The following is a 23,243-nucleotide window of genomic DNA, read 5'->3' as shown; positions in this document are numbered from 1 at the left end:
CCGGGCGCGGATCGCCGCCGTTCAGTCGGCCGGGCGTAGCTCTCCCGATCCCCGGGTGATCAGCCGCGTCGGTAGCTCGATGCGCTCCGGGGTGAGGAGCGTGCCGTCGAGCTGGCCGAAGAGACGCTCGGCGGCCGTGCGGCCGAGGGCGGCGGCATCCTGGGCGACCACCGTGACACCGGGGTTGAGCAGGTCGGCCAGCTCGATGTCGTCGAAGCCGACGAGGGCGACGGGACGGCCGCGCCCGGCGAGGACCCGGACGACGGTGACCGTCACGCGGTTGTTGCCTGCGAAGATCGCTGTCACGGGGGTAGGGCCTGCCAGCATCTCCTCGGCGGTCCGCCGCACCCGCTCGGGGTCGGTGGCCCCGAGAGACATCCAGGAGTCCTCGACGGGTATGCCCGCCTCCCTCATGGCTGTCCGGTAGCCGCGCAGCCGCTCGGCCGCGGTGTGGATGCGCGGCATGTCTCCGATGAAGCCGATCCGGCGGTGGCCGTGCGCGATGAGGTGGGCGACCCCGTCGCGGGCACCGCCGAAGCTGTCGGACAGCACCACGTCGGCGTCGATCTTCCCGGCCGGGCGGTCCACGAACACCGTGGCGACACCCGCCCTGATCTCGGGCTCCAGATAACGATGGTCGTCACCGGCCGGGATGACGACCAGCCCGTCCACGCGGCGCGCGCACAGCGCCAGCACCAGTTCCTGCTCGCGCTCCGGGTCCTCCGCGCTGGAGCCGTTGATCAGCAGGGCGCCATGGGCCCGGGCAACCTCCTCGACCGCGCGGCTCAGCGGCCCGTAGAACGGGTCCGCGAGATCCTCCAGAACCAGGCCGACGCTCGCGGTACGACCCTTGCGCAGCACTCGCGCGCTGTCATTGCGGCGGAAACCCAGGGCCTCGATGGCCTCCTGCACCCGGCGCTCGGTGTCCGGGGTGACCCCGCGCTCGCCATTGACCACGCGCGAGACGGTCTTCAGCCCGACGCCGGCACGCGCTGCCACGTCCTTCATGGTCGGACGGTTGCCATAGCGGGTTCCGGAGAGGTGGTCGGCTCGCCGGGCGGTCTCGGGCACGATGCGCTGTCCTGTCCTGTCGTCCACGGGAGTGCGTCGGTCCATGGAGTCGTATGAGCTGTGTGGCGTCGAGCATAGAGCCTGGACAACGTTGTCATAGACGGGAGAAACTGTCCTCCGCGATCTCCGGCCCGCGCCTTCCCCCAGGGGCGCCTCCTGTCCGTTCCCGTCCGGAGACCCGAACCCCGCGGCGGCGACCGCCGTACGTCGGGGCCGCTACGACCCAAGCATTGGGAGACCTGACACTGATGCACACCGACCTCGTGGTCGCGCTCGACATCGGCGGCACCAAGATCGCCGGAGCGCTGGTGGACGGCCACGGCCGGATCCTGCTGCGTGCCCAGCGTGCGACGCCCGCGCGGGAGGACGGCGACACCGTGATGGGCGCCGTGGTGGACGTGATACGAGAGCTGGCGGTCTCCCCGCACTGGGGCCGGGCGCGTGCCGTCGGCATCGGCAGCGCTGGTCCGGTGGACGCCTCCGCGGGCTCGGTGAGCCCGGTCAACATACCGGGCTGGCGGGAGTACCCGCTGGTCGAGCGGGTCCGGGCCGCGACGGACGGCCTGCCGGTCGAGCTGATCGGCGACGGCGTGGCCATCACGGCCGCTGAACACTGGCAGGGCGCGGCCCGCGGCCATGACAACGCGCTGTGCATGGTGGTGTCGACGGGCGTCGGCGGCGGTCTGGTGCTGGGTGGGCGACTGCATCCCGGCCCGACCGGCAACGCGGGCCACATCGGGCACATCAGCGTCGACCTGGACGGTGAACCGTGTCCGTGCGGCTCGCGTGGCTGTGTGGAGCGCATCGCGAGCGGGCCGAACATCGCCCGCCGTGCCGTGGAGGGCGGCTGGCAGCCGGGTCCTGACGGCGACACCTCGGCTGTGGCGGTGGCCGCCGCGGCCCGTGCCGGCGACCCGGTGGCGGTGGCCGCCTTCGAGCGGGCCGCGCAGGCGCTGGCCGCCGGCATCGCGGCGACGGCGACACTCGTCGAGATCGACATCGCGGTCATCGGCGGGGGAGTGGGCAAGGCCGGCGACGTTCTGTTCAGGCCGCTGCGCAAGGCCCTGGCCGAGTACGCCACGCTGTCCTTCGTCCAGCGCCTGACCGTCGCGCCCGCGCTGATGGGTACGGACGCGGGCCTGGTCGGCGCGGCGGCGGCCGCTCTCACCACGACGCTCACGCAGAAGACGAACGCGACCGGGGTGTGACACCGCTCCCGCTGACGTGACCGCTGCGCCGCAGGTCGTCGACGGACGACGGCCCGCGGCACACCGGCCCGCCGTGACGCGTCTCAGGTGCCGTGACCGGGCACGCCGGGCGCGAGGTGTCGCGCCGGGCGTGCCCCGTCGTCGAGGGGCGCGCTCAGCACGTCAGTTTCGCATCCGCCCAGTCCGCGTGGTCGGAGTCGATCCCGTCGCCGCCGTCGGTGACGACGAGGTGGACCGTCTGGGCACCGGCCACATCGGCGGTGAGCGACTGCGCGGGCATCGCGTTGGTCATCACCCCGGTGGAGGCGACCTTCGTGCCGTCCGCCCAGATCTCGAAGGCGACCGTGCCCCTGCCGCCCTTCTCGTCGTCCACGCCGACGTCCGCCGAGACCTTCTCGCACGCCCCGCCCGTGTAGTACGCGACATCGCTCTCGGCGTGCACGCCGAGTCCCTTGGCGTACACGACCCCGCCGATGGTGATCGGATGACCGTCGCCCGCGGCGCTCTCCCCGTTGCTGGTGTTGCGCTCGACGGGACCGTATCCGTTCACGGTCGAGAGCCACGGCAGGTCGCCGAGGAACGAGACTCCGGAGGGCGGCGGAACGACCACCGTCGCCGTGATCGGCACCGTGCTCGTGGCCCGCACCCCGGTCGGCGACCGGTAGGCCGCCTTCAGTGTCAGGTCGTACGATCCGGTCGCCGTGCCCTCAGGCGCGGTCACCCGCCACGAGGTACGCAGTGTGTGTCCCGTCGGCAGCGCGCCTGCGGTTGTCGAGGACGTCGGCTTCACCGTCCACCCGGCGGGCCCGGTCAGGGACACGGACACCTGCTCGGCCGGAGTGCGGCCGAGGTCCGTGACCGTCGAGGTAAAGGCCGCCGTTGTGCCTGACTGGATCAACGGGTTGCCGTCCAGGCCGAGTTCGACGGCGGGTGCATGGTCGTCCCACTGTCGGTCGGCTGTGACGCGGACGAGGACCGTGCCGTGCGCGGGCACCGTCGCCGAGATCTTGCCCGCGGTGTTGAAGCTCGTGTGCCGCCACAGGTCGCGCAGCGTGTACGCGCTCGCCTGTGGCAGACCGACAGCCGGGGCCGTCGTGGTGATCCGCTGTGCGCTGTTCGTCTCGTTGAAGAGGGCCACGGCACGGCTGCCGTCCGCCATCTCCTTGGCGACCACCCAGCGTCCGCCCTCGGACGACACCACCGTGCCCTGCTTGCCCAGCGGGTCCTGGTCGACGGCGATGACCTCCTTGTTGCCCAGGATGTCGAACGTCGCCGGGGAGGCCGTGCGCAGATCGGAGCCGATGAGCAGCGGCGCGGCCATCACCGACCACATGGAGAAGTGCGTGCGGTACTCCGTGTCGGTCATGCCCCCGTTGCCGACCTCCAGCATGTCGGGGTCGTTCCAGTGCCCGGGACCCGCGTACGGCGCGAGCGGAAGATTCTGTTTGAGGATCGACAGCATCGAGCCCCAGTCGTCGCTGATGTCGCCCGTGGTGCGCCACAGCTGTCCGAGGTCCGACGCCCATTCCCAGGGCTTGTTCGCGCCCCATTCGCAGATGCTGTAGACGATGGGGCGGCCGGTCGCCTTCAGGGCGTCACGCATCGTCGTGTACCGCAGCTTGGCGTCCACACCCTGGTTGTTGCAGTTGTCGTACTTGAGGTAGTCCACGCCCCAGTCGGCGAACTGCCGTGCGTCGCTGTACTCGTGGCCGAGCGCACCCGGGAACCCGGCGGGGTTGCATGTCTTCGTGCCCGCGCTGGTGTAGATGCCGAGCTTGAGTCCCTTGGAGTGGACGTAGTCCGCAACTGCCTTGATCCCGTTCGGGAAGCGCGCCGGGTCGGGCACGAGCTTGCCGTCCGCGTTCCGCGAGGGCAGGGCCCAGCAGTCGTCGAGGTTGACGTACTGGTACCCGGCGTCCTTGAGGCCTTTCTCCACGAAGAGGTCCGCGATCCCCTTGACCATCGACTCGTCGAACTCCGCCCTGCAGTGCGTGGAGTTCCAGTTGTTGAAGCCCATCGGTGGGGTGAGGGCGAGCTCGTCGGCGCCCCTGGGCGTGGCCGGGGCCGCATCCGGTGCGGCCAGGGCCGGCGCGGCGAGACCGGCCGTACACAACAGCCCTGCGGTGAGCGCTCCGACCATTCTTCGACGGGTTGTGCGGGTGAGAAGGTGACGCATCGTTACGTTCCTCCATACTCGCGAAAGATGGGATGAGTTGATGCTCGCATCAACGTGCGCGTTTACGGTAGACCGTGTTGAACTGTGTTGGAAGAGAAGTGGTAACAGTTGATCGATGTCTCGTCAGAACCCTTGACTGCGCCCTGATATGGGGGGTGAGATCCAAGCCTTGCGTTCGGTTGTGTTGAATGACACCCCGAGGAGGGGGACATGACGCAGTCATCGTTGAAGGGGCTCGGTGCGGTCGGGGGCGTTACCGGACATCGGATGTCCCGGCGGTCTCTCCTGCGCGGTGCGGCCGTCGGCGCCGGCGCGGTCACACTGCCGGCCCTGCTGACCGCCTGCGGCGGCGGACCGGGCGGGAACAAGAACGAAGTCACCCTGGGGTCCAACGCGTCGGATGCGGTCCCCAAGAAAGCCTTCGCGGCCGCCTTCGCCGCGTACGAGAAGGAATCCGGCAAAAAGGTCAAGATCAACACCAAGGATCACAACGACTTCCAGGAGAACATCAACCGCTATCTGCAGGGCACGCCTGACGACGTCTTCATGTGGTTCGCCGGATACCGCATGCAGTACTTCGCCGAAAAGGGGCTGCTTGCCGACATCAGTGACGTGTGGCAGGGGTTCAGCGGATTCTCCGACGCCCTCAAGGACCAGTCCACGCACGCGGGCAAGCAGTACTTCGTGCCGTACTACTACTATCCGTGGGCCGTCTTCCACCGCAAGAGCTTCTTCGCCGACAAGGGTTACCAACAGCCCAAGACCTGGGACCAGTTCATCACCCTGGCGAAGCAGATGTCCAAGGACGGGACTCCGGTCGCCTTCTGCGACAAGGACGGCTGGCCGGCCATGGGCACCTTCGACTACATCAACATGCGGCTGAACGGATACGACTTCCACAAGTCCCTGATGGCGGGAAAGGAGTCGTGGACCGATCCGAAGGTGAAGAAGGTCTTCGACACCTGGCGCGAACTCATGCCGTACTACCAAAAAGGTGCCCTCGGTCGTACCTGGGAGGAGGCCGGGCAGAGCCTCCAGCAGCGCAGGACGGGAATGGCCGTCCTCGGTATGCCACATCCGGGCAGCCAGTTCCCGGAGAACGAGCGGGATGACATCGACTTCTTCGCCTTTCCCGAGATCGACCCGCAGTACGGACAGGACGCCGTCGAGGCGCCCATCGACGGATTCCTGATCGCCAGGAAGTCGAAGAACATGTCCGGTGCCAAGGACCTGCTGAAGTGGCTCGGAAAGCCCAAGGCCGAGGACGTCTACCTCCAGTACGACCCCAACAACGTGGCGGTGAACTCCGGAGCCGACACCTCCAAGTACAGCGCCCTGCAGAAGAAGTCCGCCCAACTGGTCGCAGGCGCCAAACAGATCTCGCAGTTCCTGGACCGTGACACCCGCCCCGACTTCGCCTCCACGGTGATGATCCAGGCGATCCAGGATTTCATCGGGAATCCGAAGGACGTCGACGGCCTGTGCAACAAGATCGAACGGCAGAAGAAGACGATCTTCTCGCAGGCCGTCGGCTGATCACTGGGAGATACGTTCCGTGGCGCTCACCTTCCCTAGGCGCGCCGGGCGGCGACGGCTGCGGCGGTTCACCCGCCGCGACCTCGTCGTCCTCGGCCTGCTTCTCGGCATTCCCGTCCTGCTGGACCTCGTCATCGTGTGGGGTCCGACCCTGGCCTCCATCGCGCTCTCTTTCACCGCCTGGGACGGCCTCGGTGACATCCACTGGGTCGGCACTGACAACTACAAGAACCTCTTCACGAACTACCCGCCGTTCTGGCCGGCCGCCCGCCACAATGTGCTGTGGCTGTTCTTCCTCGGCTTGGTCGCGACCCCCTTCGGGCTGCTTCTGGCGGTGCTCATCGACCGGGGCGTCCGTTTCAGCCGCTTCTACCAGTCGACGATCTATCTGCCGGTCGTGCTGTCGCTCGCCGTCGTCGGCTTCATCGCCCAACTGGTCCTGGGCACTGACCAGGGGGTGGTCAACACGATCCTCGACCAGCGGGACAACCCGATCGACTGGCTCGGCGACTCCGACCTCAACATCTGGATGATGATGATCGCGGCGAGCTGGCGGCACACCGGGTACGTGATGATCCTCTATCTGGCCGGCCTCAAGTCCGTCGACCCGGCCCTGAAGGAGGCGGCGGCGATCGACGGGGCGAACGCCCGTCAGACGTTCTTCCGCGTGGTGTTCCCCACCCTGCGCCCGGTCAACGTGATCGTCGGCGTGATCACGGTCATCGAGGCGCTGCGGGCCTTCGACATCGTCTACGCGGTCAACAAGGGCCGCAACGGCCTGGAACTCCTGTCCGTGCTCATCACCGACAACATCATCGGCGAGGCCAGCCGCATCGGATTCGGGTCCGCCATCGCGGTCATCCTTCTCCTCGTCTCCCTGGGGTTCATCGTGACGTTCCTGGTCCAAGAGCTGCGAGGTGCGCGCGAGCGATGAGCGCCGACATCCGCACCGGCACGCCGCCCCGTCCGGCCACGGCACCCGTCACCGTCTCGAAGTCTGCGCCGCGCAAAGGCCGTTGGGGTGTTCACATCTTCCTGACGGCTGTGTCCCTGGCGTTCCTCGCCCCCCTCCTGCTGGCCGTCTACGCCTCCCTGCGGCCCTACGAGGACACCGCCCGGTACGGCTACTTCTCCTGGCCCCACCATCTGTCCCTCGACTACTACCGCCGGGCCTACACCGAGTCCGGCATGGGCAAGTACTTCGTGAACACGCTGCTGATCGCCGTCCCGGCGGTGCTCGTGACCCTGTTCCTCGCGTCTTTCGTGGCGTTCGTGGTCTCGCGGCTGAAGCTGCGCGGCGGGCTGGTCCTGCTGATGTTCTTCACGGCGGGCAACCTGCTGCCCCAACAGGTCATCGTGACCCCGCTGTACGTCCTGTTCAACAAGATCCCACTGCCGTGGTGGATGTCCGACTCGCAGATGATGTACGACTCCTACTGGGCCGTCATCCTCGTCAACGTCGGCTTCCAGCTGGGCTTCTGCGTCTTCGTCCTGGCCAATTTCATGCGCACGCTCCCCCAGGAGATCCTGGAGGCGGCGATCGTCGACGGCGCGAGCGTGTGGACCCGCTTCTGGCGTATCACCCTTCCGCTGTGCCGCCCGGCCCTGGCAGCCCTCGGCACCCTTGAGTTCGCCTGGATCTACAACGACTTCCTGTGGGCCCTGATCTTCATCTCCAACCCTGACAAACTGCCCGTCACGTCGTCGCTCAACAACCTCAGGGGCCAGTTCTTCACCGACTACAACCTGCTGGCCGCGGGCTCGATCCTGGTGGCACTGCCGACGATCCTGGTCTTCCTGCTCCTGCAGCGGCACTTCATCGCGGGACTCACTCTGGGGTCTACGAAGGGGTAGGTCCCGCCGCAGTGCTCGCAGTGCTGCCAGGGCCCTGGCTCACTCCGGATCCGGCAGGTCCATCAGGGCGAGCTTGGCTGGGTCGACCACGGCCGTGATGTCGGTGATCCGGCCGTCGACGACGGTGAACGCGAGAACCGAGAGGGGGGAACCGTCCTCGCGCCAGGAAATGACTCCCGGCAGGCCGTTGACGAGCGCCGCTCGCCCCCGTGTGGCCGCGTCGGCGGCCAGCCGGGCGCCGGCGGAGACCTTGGTGGCGCCGAGGGTGACGACCACGCCTGCGGGAGTGTCGACGGTCAGTCTCACCTCGGGGTCGAGCACACGCAGCAACTCCTCGAAGTCGCCGTGGCGAGTCGCCGCCAGGAAGGCCTGGACCACCTCTTGCCGCTTCCGCCCCTCGCTGGTCGGTCGTTCGGTCGCCTGCACCTTTCTGCGGGCGCGGCTGGCGAGCATCTTGGTGGCTGAGGTGGACTTGCCGAGGATCCGGCCGATCTCGTCGAACGGCACCGCGAACAGGTCGTGCAGTACGAATGCCAGCCGTTCGTTCGGCCGGAGCGAGTCGAGGACGACGAGGAGCGCGAGCCCGACCGAGTCGGTGAGCGCCACATCGTCCTCCGGCGCAGGGCTGTCGTCGAGCGTCACGAGAAGCTCGGGCAGTCCGTCGTCGTAGGACGCCTCGGGGTGGGCCTGCCGCGATCGCAGGACGTCGAGGCTGATCCGTCCGACCACCGTGGTCAGCCAGCCGGCGAGGTTGTGGATGGTCGCCGTGTCCTGGCGGGAGAGCCGCAGCCATGCCTCCTGGACCACGTCCTCGGCGTCGGCGTGCGATCCGAGCATGCGGTGGGCGACCGCGCGCAGTCGATCGCGCTGGGCCTCGAACGCCTCGGCTGTCGAGGCCGTCGGGTTGGTGTCGGACATGTTGTTACCTTCCTCGGATCCGCTCCGTCATGGGGATGACGAGCCCGGAAGGGCACAGGTAACCGATGAAGGAGTGTGGGCCATGGAAGCACGCGTGAAGGGCTCGGCGAACCCCGAGGTGTTTGCGGCGATCCAGCAGCTCAACAAGGCGATTCACGCCGGTGGCGTCGACACGCGCCTGCTGTCGCTGGTCCACCTGCGAGCCAGCCAGATCAACGGCTGCAGCCCGTGCGTTTTCGCCTCGATCGCGTCGGCGAAGAAGGCCGGTGAGACCGACGAGCGGCTGCACAACGTGGTCGCGTGGCGCGAGACGCCCTTCTACACCGATGAGGAGCGGGCGGCGCTCGAGCTGACCGAGGCCGCCACCCGAATCCAGGATGGCGCGCCGGGCGTGACCGACGAGATCTGGGATGCCGTCGCCGACCACTTCACCGACGAACAACTGAACGCGATCATCCTGGAGATCGCATTGACCAACTTCTTCAACCGGATCAACCGCACGATCAGGGAGCAGGCCGGTAAGACCTGGTGAGTCGGGCAGGGCGTCATCCGCTCGGAGGCCGCACCTCATCGACCATCGACGGATGACGCCCTGCCGACCCGGACGCCGAGGCAACGCGCCGGACGACCCGGCAGGGAAGGGAACATCACCGAACCGCAGCGGGAGGACGTCACCACCCTGTCCTGTGGCGCCAGACGCGCTACGCACCTCAGTGCGGCAGCACCTCGTCCAGGTACTCCCGTACCGGCCCGAACAGGCCAGAGGGCACATACTCGGCGAGTTCGCCGTACGCGACCCATCTGACCGCGTCGAGTTCGGCGTCGTCCGAGACGCGGGCCTCGCCTCCGATGACCTCACAGGCTGTGTACGACAGCGCGAAGCCGCCCTCCGGGTGGAGGCGCTCGCCGAGTAGCCGGGTCGCCTTCACGGTGAGGCCGGTCTCCTTGAGCGTCTCCCGCACCGCCGCCCCGGCCGCGCTCTCGCCGGCCTGGACAGCGCCGGCCGGGAACTGCCACATCGGTTCGTTCTCGCCGATCCGGCGCCGGACCATCAGCACCTTCCCGTCCTGCACGGTGATCGCGACGCTGATGCCGGGCTTGTCAGTGATGGTCTTGGCCATACGATTGCCTCCAGGGCGTCAAGGACCGACGGTCAGACGCGGTCAGTGGGGATGCAGTGCGTCAACTCGTCTTTCGGGGCCCACGCCACGGCGACGTGCAGGTGGAATCCCCGTTGACCGCCTCGCCGTGTACGTCAGCGCGTATGAAGTAGTAGCAGCACGCGTGGGTGGCAGGTGCAGCCGTTCACTCAAATGCTCGTGGTCCGGGCAATGCACGCCAGGCTCTTACCATGCGCCTGTACGGGAGCCCAGCGCCGGCCTTACGGGAAGGAACCGATGGGTATTCGCCGTAGCAGCAGGTTGAGGAACGCGCCCCGCCGTCGCATTGCCGGTGGATGGGTGCAGGCCGATCGGCAGGCAGTTGTGATCCACCGACGAGGACGGGACAGTCTCCGCATACCCATCACGCAGCTCACGACCCTCGAACTCGACGGAAGGACACTGACGTTGGCCTCCTCGGAATTCGACACCTTGCGCTTCAGACTGACGACCTTCTCGTCATCGCGTGACCTTCGCTTTGTCGAGACGCTCGCCCGGGCTGCCCGCCTCTCTCGCAGCTCGACATGATGAACGCCGACCGACGTCCCCGCCGTGCGTGACTCCCAGCACCGGTCGACAGTTGAACACGCCATGAAGAAACGCAGCATGCTCGCCATCGCCTCCCTCGCCGCCGGATTCGTCGTGGCCGCCGTCAGCCCCTCGCACGCCGCCGACCACGGGACGCTCGGCGATCTGAACGTCAAGGACGCCCTCAGCACCGTCGACCACACCATCAACCAGGACAGCGTCAGCGTTGACGACGGCGCACTGGGGCAGAACGGCTGACGGGCGGCCGCTCCGAAAACGTGGCGTCGGTGTCCCCCGACGGCGGGGGCACCGGCGCCGCCGCGTGCGGGGGTCCGGACGCACCCTCATCAGTACCGGGTTTCCATGGCAGGGTGGAGCGGGCAAGCCCCAGGGGGCCAACAGAAGAGGGGGAACCGTGACCGTCGTCTGGATCAACGGTGCGTTCGGTGCGGGGAAGACCACGACCGCACGGGAACTGATCGAACTGATCCCGAACAGCGCGCTCTTCGACCCCGAGGTCATCGGCGGAGCGCTCACGCACCTGCTGCCACCCAAACGCCTCGCGGAGGTAGGCGACGTCCAGGACCTGCCGATCTGGCGACGGCTCGTGATCGACGCCGCCGCCGCGATGCTCGCGGATCTCGGCGGCGTCCTCGTCATTCCGATGACCCTGCTGCGCCAGGAGTACCGCGACGAGATCTTCGGCGGCCTCGCCTCCCGGCGCATTCCCGTACGGCATGTCCTCCTCGCCCCCGCCGAAACGATCCTGCGCGAGCGCACAGCCGACCGGGAGGTCCCACCCGACCTCCCCGACGAGGAGATACGGATCCGCCAGTGGTCGTACGACCACATCGAGACCTACCGCACCGCCCTCGGCGCGTGGCTTGCCGCGGACGCGTACCCCGTCGACACCAGCGCCCTTACCCCGTACGAGACCGCCTTGCGGATCGCCGAGGCGGTACGCATCGGCGAGGCGCCCGTCTGCGACATCGTGCAGACCCCGGAACCGACCGGCGAGACCCTCGCCGCCGGTGTGCTCCTCTTCGACGAGCAGGACCGCGTACTGCTCGTAGACCCCACCTACAAGGCCGGCTGGGAGTTCCCCGGCGGGGTCGTCGAACCTGGCGAGGCTCCCGCCCGTGCCGGCATGCGCGAGGTCACCGAGGAGACCGGCATCGTCCTCGACGAAGTCCCCCACCTGCTCGTGGCCGACTGGGAGCCGCCCGCGCCGCCCAGATACGGCGGACTGCGCCTCCTCTTCGACGGCGGCAGGCTCGACAGCTCGGAAGCCGACCGCATCCTGCTGCCCGGTCCCGAGCTGCGCGACTGGCGGTTCGTCACGGAGGCGGAAGCGGCCGATCTCCTTCCGCCCGTGCGCTACGAACGGCTCCGCTGGGCGCTGCGCGCCCGCGAACGCGGCGCGGTGCTCTATCTGGAGTCAGGCGTCCCGGTCGGCTGAGCCGCCCGAAACCCGTGACTTCCATGGGGTTGACGGTGCGTCTGACTCGGCTGTCACCTGCTGACTTTGCCTGGCATGTGTGGTTCCGAGTCGAAAGCAAAGCCGAATTGATGCTGTCCCGGTATGAATCGGAAAGTTCCGAAGGAACGCTACCGCCTTACGGTAAAGCGCAGCTCATCTCTCTGGCGGCCGCCGGCCGCCCATACACGCCGGATTCACCGCCGGCCAAGGAGGGACATGCGCGCGCACTCATCGGCCCTTATCCGGGGCCTTACGCTGGCCGCCGGGCTCACGCTGGTTCTGACCGCCTGCAACAGCAGCGGTGGTGGCAACGAGGACGGCCCCAAGGGCAACTCGGCCGGGCTTTCGAACTGCAGCACCCAGGGCAAGGCCAACACCTGCAACGCCGGCGCCACCAAGTCCGGCGGAACATTCACGTACACGATGGAGAAGAACATCCAGGCGTGGCTCGTCCAGGACTCGAACGGCAACACGTTCGAGAACGGCGAGGCCATGATCGTCGTCCTGCCCCAGGTCTACGTCCCTCAGCCCGACTTCAGTGTCAAGCTCAACACCGACCTGGTGACCTCGGCGACCCAGACGAGCGCCAGCCCGCAGACCTTCGTCTACAAGATCAACTCGAAGGCGTCGTGGAACGACGGCACGCCGATCACCGCCGACGACTTCGTCTACTACTGGCGCACCAACAACGGCAAGGACTGTCCGCCGCCTCCGGCCAGCGATTCCACGCAGACCAAGGGGTGTCTGCCGCAGAGCACCGCCGGCTATGACCGCATCAAGTCGGTCACCGGCTCCGACGGCGGCAAGACCGTCACCGTGGTGATGGACAAGCCCTTCGCCGACTGGAAGCAGTTCTTCGGAGCGGGCTATCCGCTCTACCCGGCGCACGTCGCCGAGAAGATCTCCGGCGCCAAGGCCGGTGACGCCGCGCACATGACCGCCGCTCAGATGGCTCAGGGCTGGCAGTACTTCCTGAAGAACCCGCCCAGCAAGTACACGACGGCCGGCCCCTACAAGATGCAGGACTGGACGGACAACGACCACGCCACGTTCGTCCCCGACCCCAAGTGGTGGGGCGCGCACAAGCCCACCCTGCAGCGGCTCATCTTCAAGGTGATCTCGGATGCCACGCAGGAGCCGACAGCCCTGCGCAACAACGAGGTGCAGGGGATCTACCCACAGCCCGAGGTGGACCTGGTCAAGCAGATCAAGGCCATCCCGAACGTCACGTACACCATCGGCGCGGGGCTGACCTGGGAACACTTCGACCTCAACCTGCACAACGCCGTGCTCGGCAAGAACCTGGCGCTGCGGAAGGCGATATTCACGGCCATCAGCGTCAAGGACCTCATGTCCAAGACGGTCGGCCAGTTCGACCAGAACGTGAAGCAGCTCGGCAACCACAACTACGTGCCCGTGCAGTCCGGTTACCAGGACGTCATCACTGGCACCGGGCAGGGCTCGGGAGATCTCGCCAAGGCCAAGCAGTACCTGACCGACGCCAAGTTCACCGGAGTCGGGACGGCGCTGAAGACCCCGGACGGCAAGGCCGTCGGACCGTTCAACTGCCGCTACACGGCGGGCAACCAGATCCGGCAGAGTGAGTGCCAGATTCTGCAGAGCAGCCTCGGGAACCTCGGTATCAAGATCACCATCAAACCGATCCCTCCCGCCGACCTCGGCACGGTCCTCACCTCGCACCAGTACGACATCATCGTCTTCGCATGGGTCGGCTCCCCGTTCCCGGGCGCCAACGCGCAGCAGAACTGGGTCACCGGAGGCGGAGGCAACTACGGCGGCTACAGCAACAAGGAGGTCGACAAGCTGATCAAGCAGGCCGTCGGCGAGGTCGACCCCACCAAGGCGGGAGCCCTCCTCAACCAGGCGGACGCGCTCATGGTGAAGGACGCCTACGTCCTGCCGCTGTACCAGAAGCCGACATTCCTCGCGGTGCAGACACGGTTCCTGAACATGCGGGACAACGCCACGAACGTGGGCCCGCCGTACAACGTCGCCGAGTGGGGCCTGAAGAAGTAGCAGACCCGGCTCAGCTCACGCACAGATGCAAGAGTCCGGCCCCGGCGACACCGGGGCCGGACCCGCCGCACCGGATGGCACCCCGCACCGGACGGCCTCCCACCGGCCCTTCGAGAGAAGACCGCATGCTCGCCTACACTGTGCGCCGCCTCCTCGTATCCATACCCGTGCTCATTGTCTCGACGTTCGTGGTGTTCCTGGTGGTCGTCAACGCCGGCGACCCCGTGGCCAACTTCGCCGTCTCGCGGCAGCCCGCCCCGAGCAAGGCGGCCGTGGCGGCGTTCGCGCGGCACATCCATGCCGACCAACCGGTCGCGGAGCGCTACTGGACCTGGATCACCGGAGTCCTGCACGGCGACTTCGGCCCCTCCGTGCAGCCCAACCTGGACATCGGACACGACCTGTTCACCCGCTTCCGGGTGACCGTCACCCTGGTCGCCGCCGCGATGATCCTCGCCCTGCTGATGGCCGTGCTGTTCGGGGTGTTCAGCGCGCTGCGCCAGTACTCCGTCGCCGACTACGCCATCACCTTCTTCGGCTTCCTGTTCCTCGCCATGCCGGTGTTCTGGTTCGCCGTCCTGCTCAAACAGGCCGGCATCTGGTTCAACCAGCAGACCGGCAGCCAGTTCCTCGGCACCATCGGCGAGAAGTCGCCGTACCTCGAGGTCGACACCACCTGGAACCAGTTCACCGATCACGTCGGCCACCTCATCCTGGCCACCATCACCCTCGCCCTGGTCTCCTTCGCCTCATGGACCCGCTACACCCGCGCCTCCATGCTGGAGGTCATGGGCAGCGACTATGTGCGGCTGGCCCGCGCCAAGGGGCTGCGCCGCGGAAGGGTCATGGTCCGGCACGCCCTGCGCACCGCCCTCATTCCGCTCACCACCGTCGTCGCTCTCGACGTCGCGGCCATCCTCGGTGGGGCCGTCGTCACTGAGACGATCTTCCAGTGGCACGGCATGGGCGAGATGCTGGTCCAGGCGGCCATGACCATCGACGTCTACCGGACCATGGCGTGGCTCCTGCTGTCCGCCGTGATCGTCATCGGGTTCAACCTCATCGCCGATCTGCTCTATGCCGTACTCGACCCGAGGATCCGCTATGACTGACATCCAGGCGCCCGGTTCTCCGGGCAGCGAAGTGCCGCGGGTCGAAGACGAGTTCACCGTGAAGCAGCGCAGCCAGACTCAACTGATCCTGCGCCGCTTCCTGCGTCACCGGGCCGCGATGATCAGCCTGGTCGTCTTCCTGCTGATCCTGCTGTGGGCGTTCATCGGCCCACATCTGTGGCACTACTCGTACCAGAAGTACACCCCGGACAACTCCCAGGCACCGTCGGCCAAGCACCCGTTCGGCACCAACGCCTCCGGGTACGACGCCTACGCCCAGGTCATGCGCGGCACCCAGACCTCGCTCAAGATCGCCATTCTGACCGCTCTGGGATCCACCCTGGTCGGCGCGGTGTGGGGTGCCATCGCGGGTTTCTACCGGGGCATCGTCGACGCGGTCATGATGCGCATCTCGGATCTCATCCTGACGCTGCCGCTGCTCGCGATCGCCCTGGTCATCTCCTCGCGCACGGGCGGCGACTGGTACTGGATCGCGGCCGTTATCGCGGGCCTGACCTGGGCGTACGTGTCCCGTGTCGTGCGTTCCACGGTGCTGTCGCTGCGGGAGAAGGAGTTCGTGGAGGCGGCACGGGCGCTCGGCGCCTCCGACGCGCGGATCATCTTCCGGCACCTGCTGCCGAACGCGCTCGGCCCGATCATCGTGAACGCGACCGTGCTGGTGGCCGTCGGCATCCTCACGGAGACCGCACTGTCCTTCCTCGGCTTCGGTGTCCAGCCGCCCGACACCTCCCTGGGGCTGCTGGTGTCCCAGGCCCAGACGGCGGTCGACACCCGGCCCTGGCTCTTCTACATTCCTGGCGCCTTCATCATCGCGATCGCCCTGACCATCAACTTCATCGGCGACGGACTGCGTGACGCCTTCGACCCCCGGCAGCAAAGGGTGCGACAGTGACGACCACGAGCAATGAGGGCGTACAGGCGGGCGCCGCCACCGACGCCGTTCTCGAAGTCGACGGCCTCGGCGTGGAGTTCCCCACCGAGGACGGCACCGTACGGGCCGTACGCGGTGTCGGCTACCACCTCGGCCGGGGAGAGTCGCTCGGGATCGTCGGCGAGTCCGGGTCCGGGAAGTCCGTCACCGCCATGGCCGTGATGGGGCTGCTGCCGTCCACTGCGAAGGTGCGTGGCTCGGTGCGGTTCGAAGGTTCCGAACTGCTCGGTCTGTCCGACGCGCGGCTGTCGGACATCCGCGGCAAGGGCATCGCGATGATCTTCCAGGACCCGATGACCTCCCTCAACCCCGTCTACACCGTCGGCTACCAGATCATCGAGACCCTGCAGCGGCACCATCGGGACCTGAAGTCCCGGGACGCCCGGGTGCGGGCGGTCGACCTCCTCGGCACGGTCGGCATCCCCAGCCCCGAACGCCGCGTCGACAACTACCCGCACGAACTGTCCGGCGGTATGCGCCAACGGGTCGTCATCGCCATCGCGATGGCCAACGACCCGGACGTGATCATCGCGGACGAGCCGACCACCGCGCTGGACGTGACCGTACAGGCGCAGATCCTGGACGCGCTGGAGACCGCCCGCGCCGAGACCGGAGCGGCCCTTGTGCTCATCACCCACGATCTGGGTGTGGTGGCCGGACACACGGACCGGGTCGCGGTGATGTACGCGGGCCGGATCGTGGAGACGGGCTCGGTCGAGGACATCTTCTACACCCCACGCATGCCCTACACCCTCGGCCTGCTCGGCTCGCTTCCCCGGCTGGACCGTGAGGAGGAACGACTCACCCCCATCACCGGATCGCCCCCATCGCTGCTGAACCTGCCTCCGGGGTGCCCCTTCGCGCCTCGCTGCCCGATGCGTCGAGACGTCTGCGACGGCGACGAGCCGCCGCTCCGTCCCACCGGGCGCGACAGTCATCTCAGCGCCTGTCACTTCGCCGACGAACTCGTCGACACCGGAGCCGAGCAGGTCTTCGACGCCGTTGGAGCCGACTCCGAGGCGCTGGCCCGCTTCGCCGACGCGACATCCACCGGGAACCCCGAGGAGGACTCCGAATGAGCGTGCCCGTGCAGGCAGCCGCGCCGCTGGCCCCGCTTCCCGGGCACGGCGGCACCGGCGAGCCCGTCCTCCAGGTCCGCGACCTGGTCAAGCACTTCCCGGTCATGTCACGCGGTGTGATACGCCGACGGGTGGGTGACGTCCACGCGGTCTGCGGTGTCTCCTTCGACCTGTACGAGAACGAGACTCTCGGCCTGGTGGGGGAGTCGGGCTCCGGCAAGACGACGATCTCGCGCACGGTACTGGGCCTGGAGAAGGCGACCTCGGGACAGGTGGTCTACCGGGGCCGCGAACTGACCGACCTGAACAGACGTCAGATACGACCTCTGCGTCGTGAGTTGCAGATCGTCTTCCAGGACCCGTACGCCTCCCTGGACCCACGGATCACCGTGCACGAGATCGTCGCCGAGCCCCTTCGCATCCACGGACGCTATGGGCCCGGTGCCCGCGACGAGGTGCGTGAACTACTTCGCCTGGTCGGCCTCAACCCCGAGCACGGCAACCGCTTCGCGCACGAGTTCTCCGGCGGCCAGCGTCAGCGCATCGGTATCGCACGGGCGTTGGCCCTGCACCCCAAGGTGATCGTCCTGGACGAACCGGTTTCGGCCTTGGACGTGTCGATCCAGGCGGGCGTTCTCAACCTGCTGATGGACCTGCAGAGCGAACTCGGGCTTTCTTTCCTCTTCGTGGCCCACGACCTGTCGGTGATGCGTCATGTGGCCGGCCGGGTGGCCGTCATGTATCTGGGTCGACTGGTGGAGATCGCCCCCGCGCGCGAACTGTTCGCCCGACCCGCACACCCCTACACCCAGGCTCTCGTCTCGGCGATCCCACTGCCCGACCCCCGCAAGGAACGGGCCCGGAAACGGATCACGGTTCAGGGCGATGTACCGAGCCCGATCCGGCCGCCGAGCGGCTGCCGCTTCCGCACCCGCTGCCCCAAGTTCGCGGGCCAACTGACCGAGAGCGAGCGCACCTCCTGTGTCGAGCAGGTCCCGGAGCTGACCGACCGGGGCGGCGGAAACCCGGTCGCCTGCCACTACGCCGAGACGGTGCAACTGCTGTAGACATCCCGGAGCGTCTCGTACGGGTACGGGGTCCAGCGGCTCTCGCACAGGAGCCGGCGGACGAAGTCGGCGCGGGCGGCCGTCAGCGGTGCGTAACGGGTGATGATCCTCGCGGCGGTGGGCGGGACGCCCTCGGGGCGTGCCCCCTCGGCACACGCGCGCACGAAGGCGTCGCGCTCCTGCCTGCCGTACCCGTACAGGGCGGTCACCAGCCAGTTCACCAGGTGAGCGGCCGTGTACGCGTGGTCGTAGCCCTCATGCCGGTCGAGGAAGTCGCGTTCCTCGGCCGACAACCGGAAACGGGAGGACAAAGCGAGGCCGTAGTCGGCGAGGTAGAGGTGTCGGCCGTCGGTGAGGATGTTCTCGAAGTGGGCGTCGAAGTGCACGAGTCCGTTCGCCCGCAGGAAGTCGGCGCTCTCCCTCAGCTGCCGCTCGACCAGGGCGCACGCGGTGTCGAAGTCGCCCGAGGCGAGCTGTGTGCCGAGCCACTCGTGGACGTTGTGCGGCAGATACTCGAGGAACAGCGCCACGTTCGCAGTGGCCGTGCGGAGCGCTTCGATGCGTTCGCGCACCTGGGGGGCGCCGCCCCAGTAGGCGACAACCCGTTCCACGTCGGCAAGTTCCTCGTGGAGTGGCTGGGGCGTGTCAGGGAGCACCCGCCAGTGGTGCATGAGCGGGAAGCCGGAGAAGCGACCGGCCAGCACCCAGTTCGTGGTCATCGTGTGCACGGCCAGCTCACGCCAGGCACCGGAACCGGGACTGCCGAGGCCGTAGTGGAAGACGGGCGGCACCTCGAGGAGGTTCGCGGTGGACCGTACGTTGTCGGGCAGCCGTTCCACATCCGTCAGCGGCACCCGCTTCACGAAGACCTTCCTGCCCTCCACCTCGATCAGGACGGAACGCCCGCCGATCCCGGTGCCGAGCGGCGTGCCCGACGCCACCAGTTCGGCGAGATCCCGATCGCTGACGAGGGCGAGCGCGGTGGCGATGTCACTGTGGGCGGTAAGGCGCGTGATGTGGGGCATGCACTCCATCTTCAGCGCGGGGCGTCGTACGTGTCCGCCGCTTTCCGAAGGGCGTCCGCCGCATTGCCCATGACCGGGTCGCCGTGACCGAAGCAGGCCACATCCGCGTCGAGCGCCGCGAGGCCCTGGAACGAGCGGACGGCCTGGGCCCGGTCGAGGTTGAACACACCGAGCATGACGGCGCCGTCCGCGGGGGAGGCGGCGACTGCGTCACCCGTGAACAGCACACCGTGCTCGGGAAGATGGAGCGCGATGCTGCCGTGCGTGTGGCCGGGCACATGGACGACACGGGCGCCACCGCCGAAGTCGAGGACGTCTCCGTCCCCCACGTCGCTGACACGCTCCGGTCGGAGGGGGCCACCCGGAGGCAGGTGCCGGGCGGCCGCCGCGTGCAGGGGGCGTTCCCAGTCCTCGAAGGCAGGCGGCGGACCGGGGGCCTGTCCCCTGACGACCGGCGCGTCCAGGCGGTGAGCGAACACCTCCGCGCCACTCAGCTCGGCGAACTCGCCCGCCCCACCCGCGTGGTCCTCATGGAAGTGGGTGAGCACGATGCGCCGTACCCGCGACGCGTCCCGGCCAAGGGCCTTGATCACCTCGGCGATCGGCGTACCGGAACCCTTCGGACCGGCATCGACGAGGGTCAACTCGTCGTCATCGCACCAGAGATACGCCTGGCCGACCGCGAAGCGCAGAAGACGGAGGCGGGGAAGGAGTTCGACGACATCCATGCCCCGACCATAGGCGGGCCCCCGCCCGAGGGCAGGGGCCTTCGCTGTGGGCAGAGTGGCTCAGCCCGCCGCGTAGTTGCGCAGGAACAGCGCCTCCGCGACCGACAGGCGCTCCAACTCCTGCGGAGACACGCTCTCGTTGAGGGCGTGGATCTGTGCCTCGGGCTCGCTCAGACCGATGAGGAGGATCTCCGCCTGCGGGTACAGCGAGGCGAGAGTGTTGCACAGCGGGATGGAGCCGCCCTGCCCCGCGTACTGCATCTCCTCACCCGGGTAGGCGACCGCCATCGCCTCGGCCATCGCCGCGTACGCGGGACTGGAGGTGTCCGCGCGGAACGCCTGGCCCTGCCCGATCTGCTCCGTCACCACTCGGGCACCCCACGGCGTGTGTGCCTCCAGATGGGCCCGCAGCAGCTTCGTCGCCTCCACCGCGTCCATGCCCGGCGGGACCCGCAGGCTCACCAGCGCGCGGGCACTCGCGTGCACCGACGGGGTCGCGCCGACGACCGGCGGGCAGTCGATGCCGAGGACGGTCACCGCCGGACGCGCCCAGATGCGGTCGGCTACCGATCCGGAACCGATCAGCTCCACTCCGTCGAGCACCTTGGCGTCCGTGCGGAACTGCTCCTGTGTGTACTCGACGCCCTCCCAGGTGGTCTCGGAGGGCAGCCCGTCGACGGTCGTCGAACCGTCCTCGGCCCGCAGCGAGTCCAGAACCCGGATCAGCGCTGCCAGCGCGTCGGGCGCGGCCCCGCCGAACTGGCCGGAGTGCAGGTTGCCTTGGAGCGTGTCGATCCCGACCCGGACGAGGGTCATGCCGCGCAGGGTCGAGGTGACCGTCGGCAGGCCGACACGGAAGTTGCCCGCGTCGCCGATGACGATGGTGTCGGCCGTGAGGAGGTCCGGGTGCTGCTCGGCGTACCGCTCCAGGCCGCCCGTGCCCTGCTCCTCCGAGCCCTCGACGATGACCTTGACATGCACGGGCACGCCGCCGTTGGCCTTGAGCGCGCGCAGCGCGAGCAGGTGCATGATGACGCCGCCCTTGCAGTCGGCGCTACCGCGCCCGTACCACCGGCCGTCGCGTTCGGTCAGCTCGAAGGGCGGCGTGGTCCAGCCGGCCTCGTCGAGGGGCGGCTGCACGTCGTAATGCGCGTACAGCAGCACGGTCTTCGCACCCTCGGGACCGGGCAGGAAGCCGTACACCGACTGGGTGTCGTCCGGGGTGTCGAGGAGCGCCACGTCCTGGAAGCCCTCGGCGCGCAGCGCGTCGGCGACCCAGCTGGCGGCACGCTCGCTCTCGCTCCTGGGGAACTGCTCGAAGTCCGCCACCGACTTGAAGGCCACCAGTTCGGTGAGCTCCTGCTTCGCCCTGGGCATCAGTGAGGCGACGGTCTCGGCGACCGGATTCGACGACATGAGCGCGCTCCTTGCGGGTGCGATGTGGTACCGATGAGTACTTCTGTGTACACGATCGTATGGGTGTACGCGCTTCCTGTGGGCAGGCTGCATACGCTCCCGATCCTCCCACAGCAGCCTGTGCGCACGCCGCCGTAGGATGCGGGGGACAGGTGCGGCAGGTGGGTTGATCGGAGCAGTAGGCCATCGTGAGCAGCGAGAACTCTTCGGCGGACGACGTGCAGCGGGTGTGGGACGTCGTCGTGGTGGGCGCGGGACCCGCGGGGGCCTCGGCCGCCTACGCCGCGGCGGTCACGGGACGCAGCGTGCTGGTGTTGGAGAAGGCGGAACTGCCGCGTTACAAAACGTGCGGGGGCGGCATCATCGGCCCGTCTCGCGACTCCCTGCCGCCCGGCTTCGAACTGCCGCTGCGGGACCGGGTGCACGCGGTCACGTTCTCGAACAACGGTCGCTTCACCCGTACCCGCCGCTCCAAGCAGATGCTGTTCGGGCTGATCAACCGTCCTGAGTTCGACCAGCAACTCGTCGAGCACGCCCAGAAGGCGGGTGCTGAACTGCGCACCGGCGTGACGGTGTCCCGGGTCGAGCAACATGGATCGGCGGTGCCGGACCGGCGCACGGTCGCCGTCGTCCTGCAAAGCGGTGAGACGTTGCTGGCACGAGCGGTCGTGGGCGCCGACGGCAGCGCGAGCCGGATAGGAGCGCATGTCGGGGTGAAGCTCGACCAGGTCGACCTGGGCCTGGAGGCGGAGATTCCGGTGCCCGAGGCCGTTGCCGAGGACTGGAAGGGACGGGTGCTCATCGACTGGGGGCCGATGCCCGGCAGCTACGGGTGGGTCTTCCCCAAGGGGGACACGCTGACCGTCGGTGTGATCTCGGCGCGCGGTGAAGGCGCGGCGACCAAGCGGTACTTGGAGGACTTCATCGGTCGGCTCGGGCTCGCCGGCTTCGAACCGAGCATCTCCTCCGGGCACTTGACCCGCTGCCGTGCCGATGACTCGCCGCTGTCGCGCGGGCGGGTGCTGGTGTGCGGGGACGCGGCCGGTCTGCTGGAGCCGTGGACACGTGAGGGCATCTCGTTCGCGCTGCGGTCGGGGAGGCTCGCGGGGGAGTGGGCGGTACGGATCGCGGAGGCCCACGACGCGGTCGACGCCCGCCGCCAGGCCCTGAACTACGCCTTCGCGATCAAGGCCGGTCTGGGTGTCGAGATGAGCGTCGGCAAGCGGATGCTGGCGGCGTTCGAGCGCCGTCCCGGTCTCTTCCACGCGGCTCTGACCGGCTTCCGCCCCGCCTGGAAGGCGTTCAAGGAAATCACCCAGGGCTCCACTTCCCTGGGGGAACTCGTCCGCGCCCATCCGCTCGCCCAGCGCGCCCTGGTCGGGCTGGACCGGACGCCCCCGGGCGACGGGGTCAGCTCTCGACCGTGATGCGGAAGACCGGGTGGTCGGGCGCCGCCGCGATCAGTTCCTCGTCGGAGGACTTCGCCGTGACGCCCTGGAAGTAGCCGTTGACCTGCCAGCCCCACCTCTCCAGGTAGGTGCGCAGGATCGGGAGCTTCTCCTCGTCGGGAAGCTCCACGGCGGTGAACTGGCGGACCGTGCGCCCGACGCGCAGTTCCCCACCACCGGCGACGCGCATGTTCCGCACCCACTGGGAGTGCCCGCGGGCCGAGACCAGGTACTGCGCGCCCCCGTAGGTGTGCGGGTTGACCGGGATGCGCTGCAGCTTCCCGGTCTTGTGGCCGTGCACGGACAACTCCGCCGCGCCGGCGAGGCCGACCCCATGGCGGGCCAGCCAGCCGATGACCCTGTTGATGCGGATGGTCATCGGGCTGCCCTTGAGGTAGTACGGCGAGGACGAGGACGACGACATGGTGACCCCCACACGATCGGGAGA

21 protein-coding genes are annotated in these 23,243 nt (G+C 68.2%); 13 read left to right on the top strand and 8 right to left on the bottom strand.

Translation table 11 applies throughout. The features are described 5' to 3' along the window. Positions 1–21: 21 nt before the first annotated feature. Positions 22–1,116 (bottom strand): LacI family DNA-binding transcriptional regulator, encoded by a 1,095-nt coding sequence (locus tag ACWDEX_RS04675; RefSeq protein WP_450461730.1) that lies wholly within the window; start codon positions 1,114–1,116, stop codon positions 22–24. 203 nt (positions 1,117–1,319) lie between these two features. Here ACWDEX_RS04675 and ACWDEX_RS04670 point away from each other — a divergent pair, with 203 nt between their 5' ends. Next, positions 1,320–2,279, top strand: a complete 960-nt coding sequence (locus tag ACWDEX_RS04670; protein ID WP_450461729.1) for an ROK family protein — start codon at positions 1,320–1,322, stop codon at positions 2,277–2,279. A 154-nt stretch (positions 2,280–2,433) separates the two neighbouring features. Here the strand turns inward: ACWDEX_RS04670 and ACWDEX_RS04665 are convergent, their stop codons facing one another. Beyond that, positions 2,434–4,419, bottom strand: a complete 1,986-nt coding sequence (locus ACWDEX_RS04665) for an NPCBM/NEW2 domain-containing protein (RefSeq protein ID WP_450461728.1) — start codon at positions 4,417–4,419, stop codon at positions 2,434–2,436. Between the two features lie 303 nt (positions 4,420–4,722). On the opposite strand from ACWDEX_RS04665, the gene ACWDEX_RS04660 reads away from it, so the two are divergent. The 3 genes from ACWDEX_RS04660 to ACWDEX_RS04650 are packed head-to-tail and all read left to right on the top strand — an operon-like array spanning position 4,723 to position 7,845. Next, complete coding sequence (locus tag ACWDEX_RS04660) at positions 4,723–5,991, top strand: ABC transporter substrate-binding protein (RefSeq protein ID WP_450461901.1); 1,269 nt, start codon at positions 4,723–4,725, stop codon at positions 5,989–5,991. 19 nt (positions 5,992–6,010) lie between these two features. Further along, positions 6,011–6,925: a carbohydrate ABC transporter permease gene (locus tag ACWDEX_RS04655; RefSeq protein WP_450461727.1), complete on the top strand. Its 915-nt coding sequence runs from the start codon at positions 6,011–6,013 to the stop codon at positions 6,923–6,925. Continuing rightward, on the top strand, positions 6,922–7,845 hold the full coding sequence (locus ACWDEX_RS04650) for a carbohydrate ABC transporter permease (protein ID WP_450461726.1): 924 nt from the start codon (positions 6,922–6,924) through the stop codon (positions 7,843–7,845). Before ACWDEX_RS04655 ends, ACWDEX_RS04650 begins: the two co-directional genes overlap by 4 nt. A gap of 39 nt (positions 7,846–7,884) precedes the next feature. On the opposite strand, the gene ACWDEX_RS04645 is transcribed toward ACWDEX_RS04650, so the two are convergent. Next, entirely contained in the window at positions 7,885–8,763 is an 879-nt protein-coding gene (locus ACWDEX_RS04645) for a sigma-70 family RNA polymerase sigma factor (protein WP_450461725.1), read from the bottom strand. Positions 8,764–8,845: 82 nt separating this feature from the next. On the opposite strand from ACWDEX_RS04645, the gene ACWDEX_RS04640 reads away from it, so the two are divergent. Continuing rightward, positions 8,846–9,295, top strand: a complete 450-nt coding sequence (locus tag ACWDEX_RS04640) for a carboxymuconolactone decarboxylase family protein (RefSeq protein WP_450461724.1) — start codon at positions 8,846–8,848, stop codon at positions 9,293–9,295. A 178-nt stretch (positions 9,296–9,473) separates the two neighbouring features. Here the strand turns inward: ACWDEX_RS04640 and ACWDEX_RS04635 are convergent, their stop codons facing one another. Continuing rightward, positions 9,474–9,884, bottom strand: coding sequence for an NUDIX hydrolase (locus tag ACWDEX_RS04635; protein ID WP_450461723.1), 411 nt, complete (start codon positions 9,882–9,884; stop codon positions 9,474–9,476). Between the two features lie 630 nt (positions 9,885–10,514). Here ACWDEX_RS04635 and ACWDEX_RS04630 point away from each other — a divergent pair. The 7 genes from ACWDEX_RS04630 (at position 10,515) to ACWDEX_RS04600 (ending at position 18,178) form a co-directional block, all read left to right on the top strand. After that, entirely contained in the window at positions 10,515–10,709 is a 195-nt protein-coding gene (locus ACWDEX_RS04630; protein WP_450461722.1) for a hypothetical protein, read from the top strand. A 157-nt stretch (positions 10,710–10,866) separates the two neighbouring features. Next, a complete protein-coding gene (locus ACWDEX_RS04625) occupies positions 10,867–11,910 on the top strand; it encodes an NUDIX hydrolase (protein ID WP_450461720.1) in 1,044 nt (347 codons plus the stop codon). 237 nt (positions 11,911–12,147) lie between these two features. Beyond that, positions 12,148–13,968, top strand: a complete 1,821-nt coding sequence (locus tag ACWDEX_RS04620) for an ABC transporter family substrate-binding protein (protein ID WP_450461719.1) — start codon at positions 12,148–12,150, stop codon at positions 13,966–13,968. A 125-nt stretch (positions 13,969–14,093) separates the two neighbouring features. Further along, positions 14,094–15,080: an ABC transporter permease gene (locus tag ACWDEX_RS04615; RefSeq protein ID WP_450461718.1), complete on the top strand. Its 987-nt coding sequence runs from the start codon at positions 14,094–14,096 to the stop codon at positions 15,078–15,080. Then, positions 15,073–15,993 carry an ABC transporter permease gene (locus ACWDEX_RS04610; RefSeq protein WP_450461717.1) on the top strand — a complete coding sequence of 307 codons (921 nt, stop codon included), beginning with the start codon at positions 15,073–15,075 and terminating at the stop codon, positions 15,991–15,993. Before ACWDEX_RS04615 ends, ACWDEX_RS04610 begins: the two co-directional genes overlap by 8 nt. After that, entirely contained in the window at positions 15,990–17,111 is a 1,122-nt protein-coding gene (locus ACWDEX_RS04605; RefSeq protein WP_450461716.1) for an ABC transporter ATP-binding protein, read from the top strand. The genes ACWDEX_RS04610 and ACWDEX_RS04605 overlap by 4 nt, the downstream gene beginning before the upstream one ends. Then, complete coding sequence (locus tag ACWDEX_RS04600; RefSeq protein ID WP_450461715.1) at positions 17,108–18,178, top strand: ABC transporter ATP-binding protein; 1,071 nt, start codon at positions 17,108–17,110, stop codon at positions 18,176–18,178. The genes ACWDEX_RS04605 and ACWDEX_RS04600 overlap by 4 nt, the downstream gene beginning before the upstream one ends. On the opposite strand, the gene ACWDEX_RS04595 is transcribed toward ACWDEX_RS04600, so the two are convergent. From ACWDEX_RS04595 to ACWDEX_RS04585, 3 genes are read right to left on the bottom strand one after another with little or no spacing between them, the layout of a single operon-like run. Continuing rightward, positions 18,151–19,203, bottom strand: a complete 1,053-nt coding sequence (locus tag ACWDEX_RS04595; protein ID WP_450461714.1) for a protein kinase family protein — start codon at positions 19,201–19,203, stop codon at positions 18,151–18,153. The genes ACWDEX_RS04600 and ACWDEX_RS04595 overlap by 28 nt on opposite strands. A gap of 11 nt (positions 19,204–19,214) precedes the next feature. Next, positions 19,215–19,931 carry an MBL fold metallo-hydrolase gene (locus tag ACWDEX_RS04590; RefSeq protein WP_450461713.1) on the bottom strand — a complete coding sequence of 239 codons (717 nt, stop codon included), beginning with the start codon at positions 19,929–19,931 and terminating at the stop codon, positions 19,215–19,217. 60 nt (positions 19,932–19,991) lie between these two features. Continuing rightward, positions 19,992–21,347: a M20/M25/M40 family metallo-hydrolase gene (locus tag ACWDEX_RS04585; protein ID WP_450461712.1), complete on the bottom strand. Its 1,356-nt coding sequence runs from the start codon at positions 21,345–21,347 to the stop codon at positions 19,992–19,994. Positions 21,348–21,535: 188 nt separating this feature from the next. On the opposite strand from ACWDEX_RS04585, the gene ACWDEX_RS04580 reads away from it, so the two are divergent. Next, on the top strand, positions 21,536–22,774 hold the full coding sequence (locus ACWDEX_RS04580; protein WP_450461711.1) for a geranylgeranyl reductase family protein: 1,239 nt from the start codon (positions 21,536–21,538) through the stop codon (positions 22,772–22,774). Here the strand turns inward: ACWDEX_RS04580 and ACWDEX_RS04575 are convergent. After that, complete coding sequence (locus ACWDEX_RS04575; protein ID WP_450461710.1) at positions 22,758–23,219, bottom strand: nitroreductase/quinone reductase family protein; 462 nt, start codon at positions 23,217–23,219, stop codon at positions 22,758–22,760. The genes ACWDEX_RS04580 and ACWDEX_RS04575 overlap by 17 nt on opposite strands. Positions 23,220–23,243: the final 24 nt, after the last annotated feature.

The sequence above is a fragment of the Streptomyces sp. NPDC001020 genome, assembly GCF_053599115.1.
The sequence above is the reverse complement of the archived record's forward strand: the minus strand, read 5'-3'. Positions and strand labels throughout refer to the sequence as shown.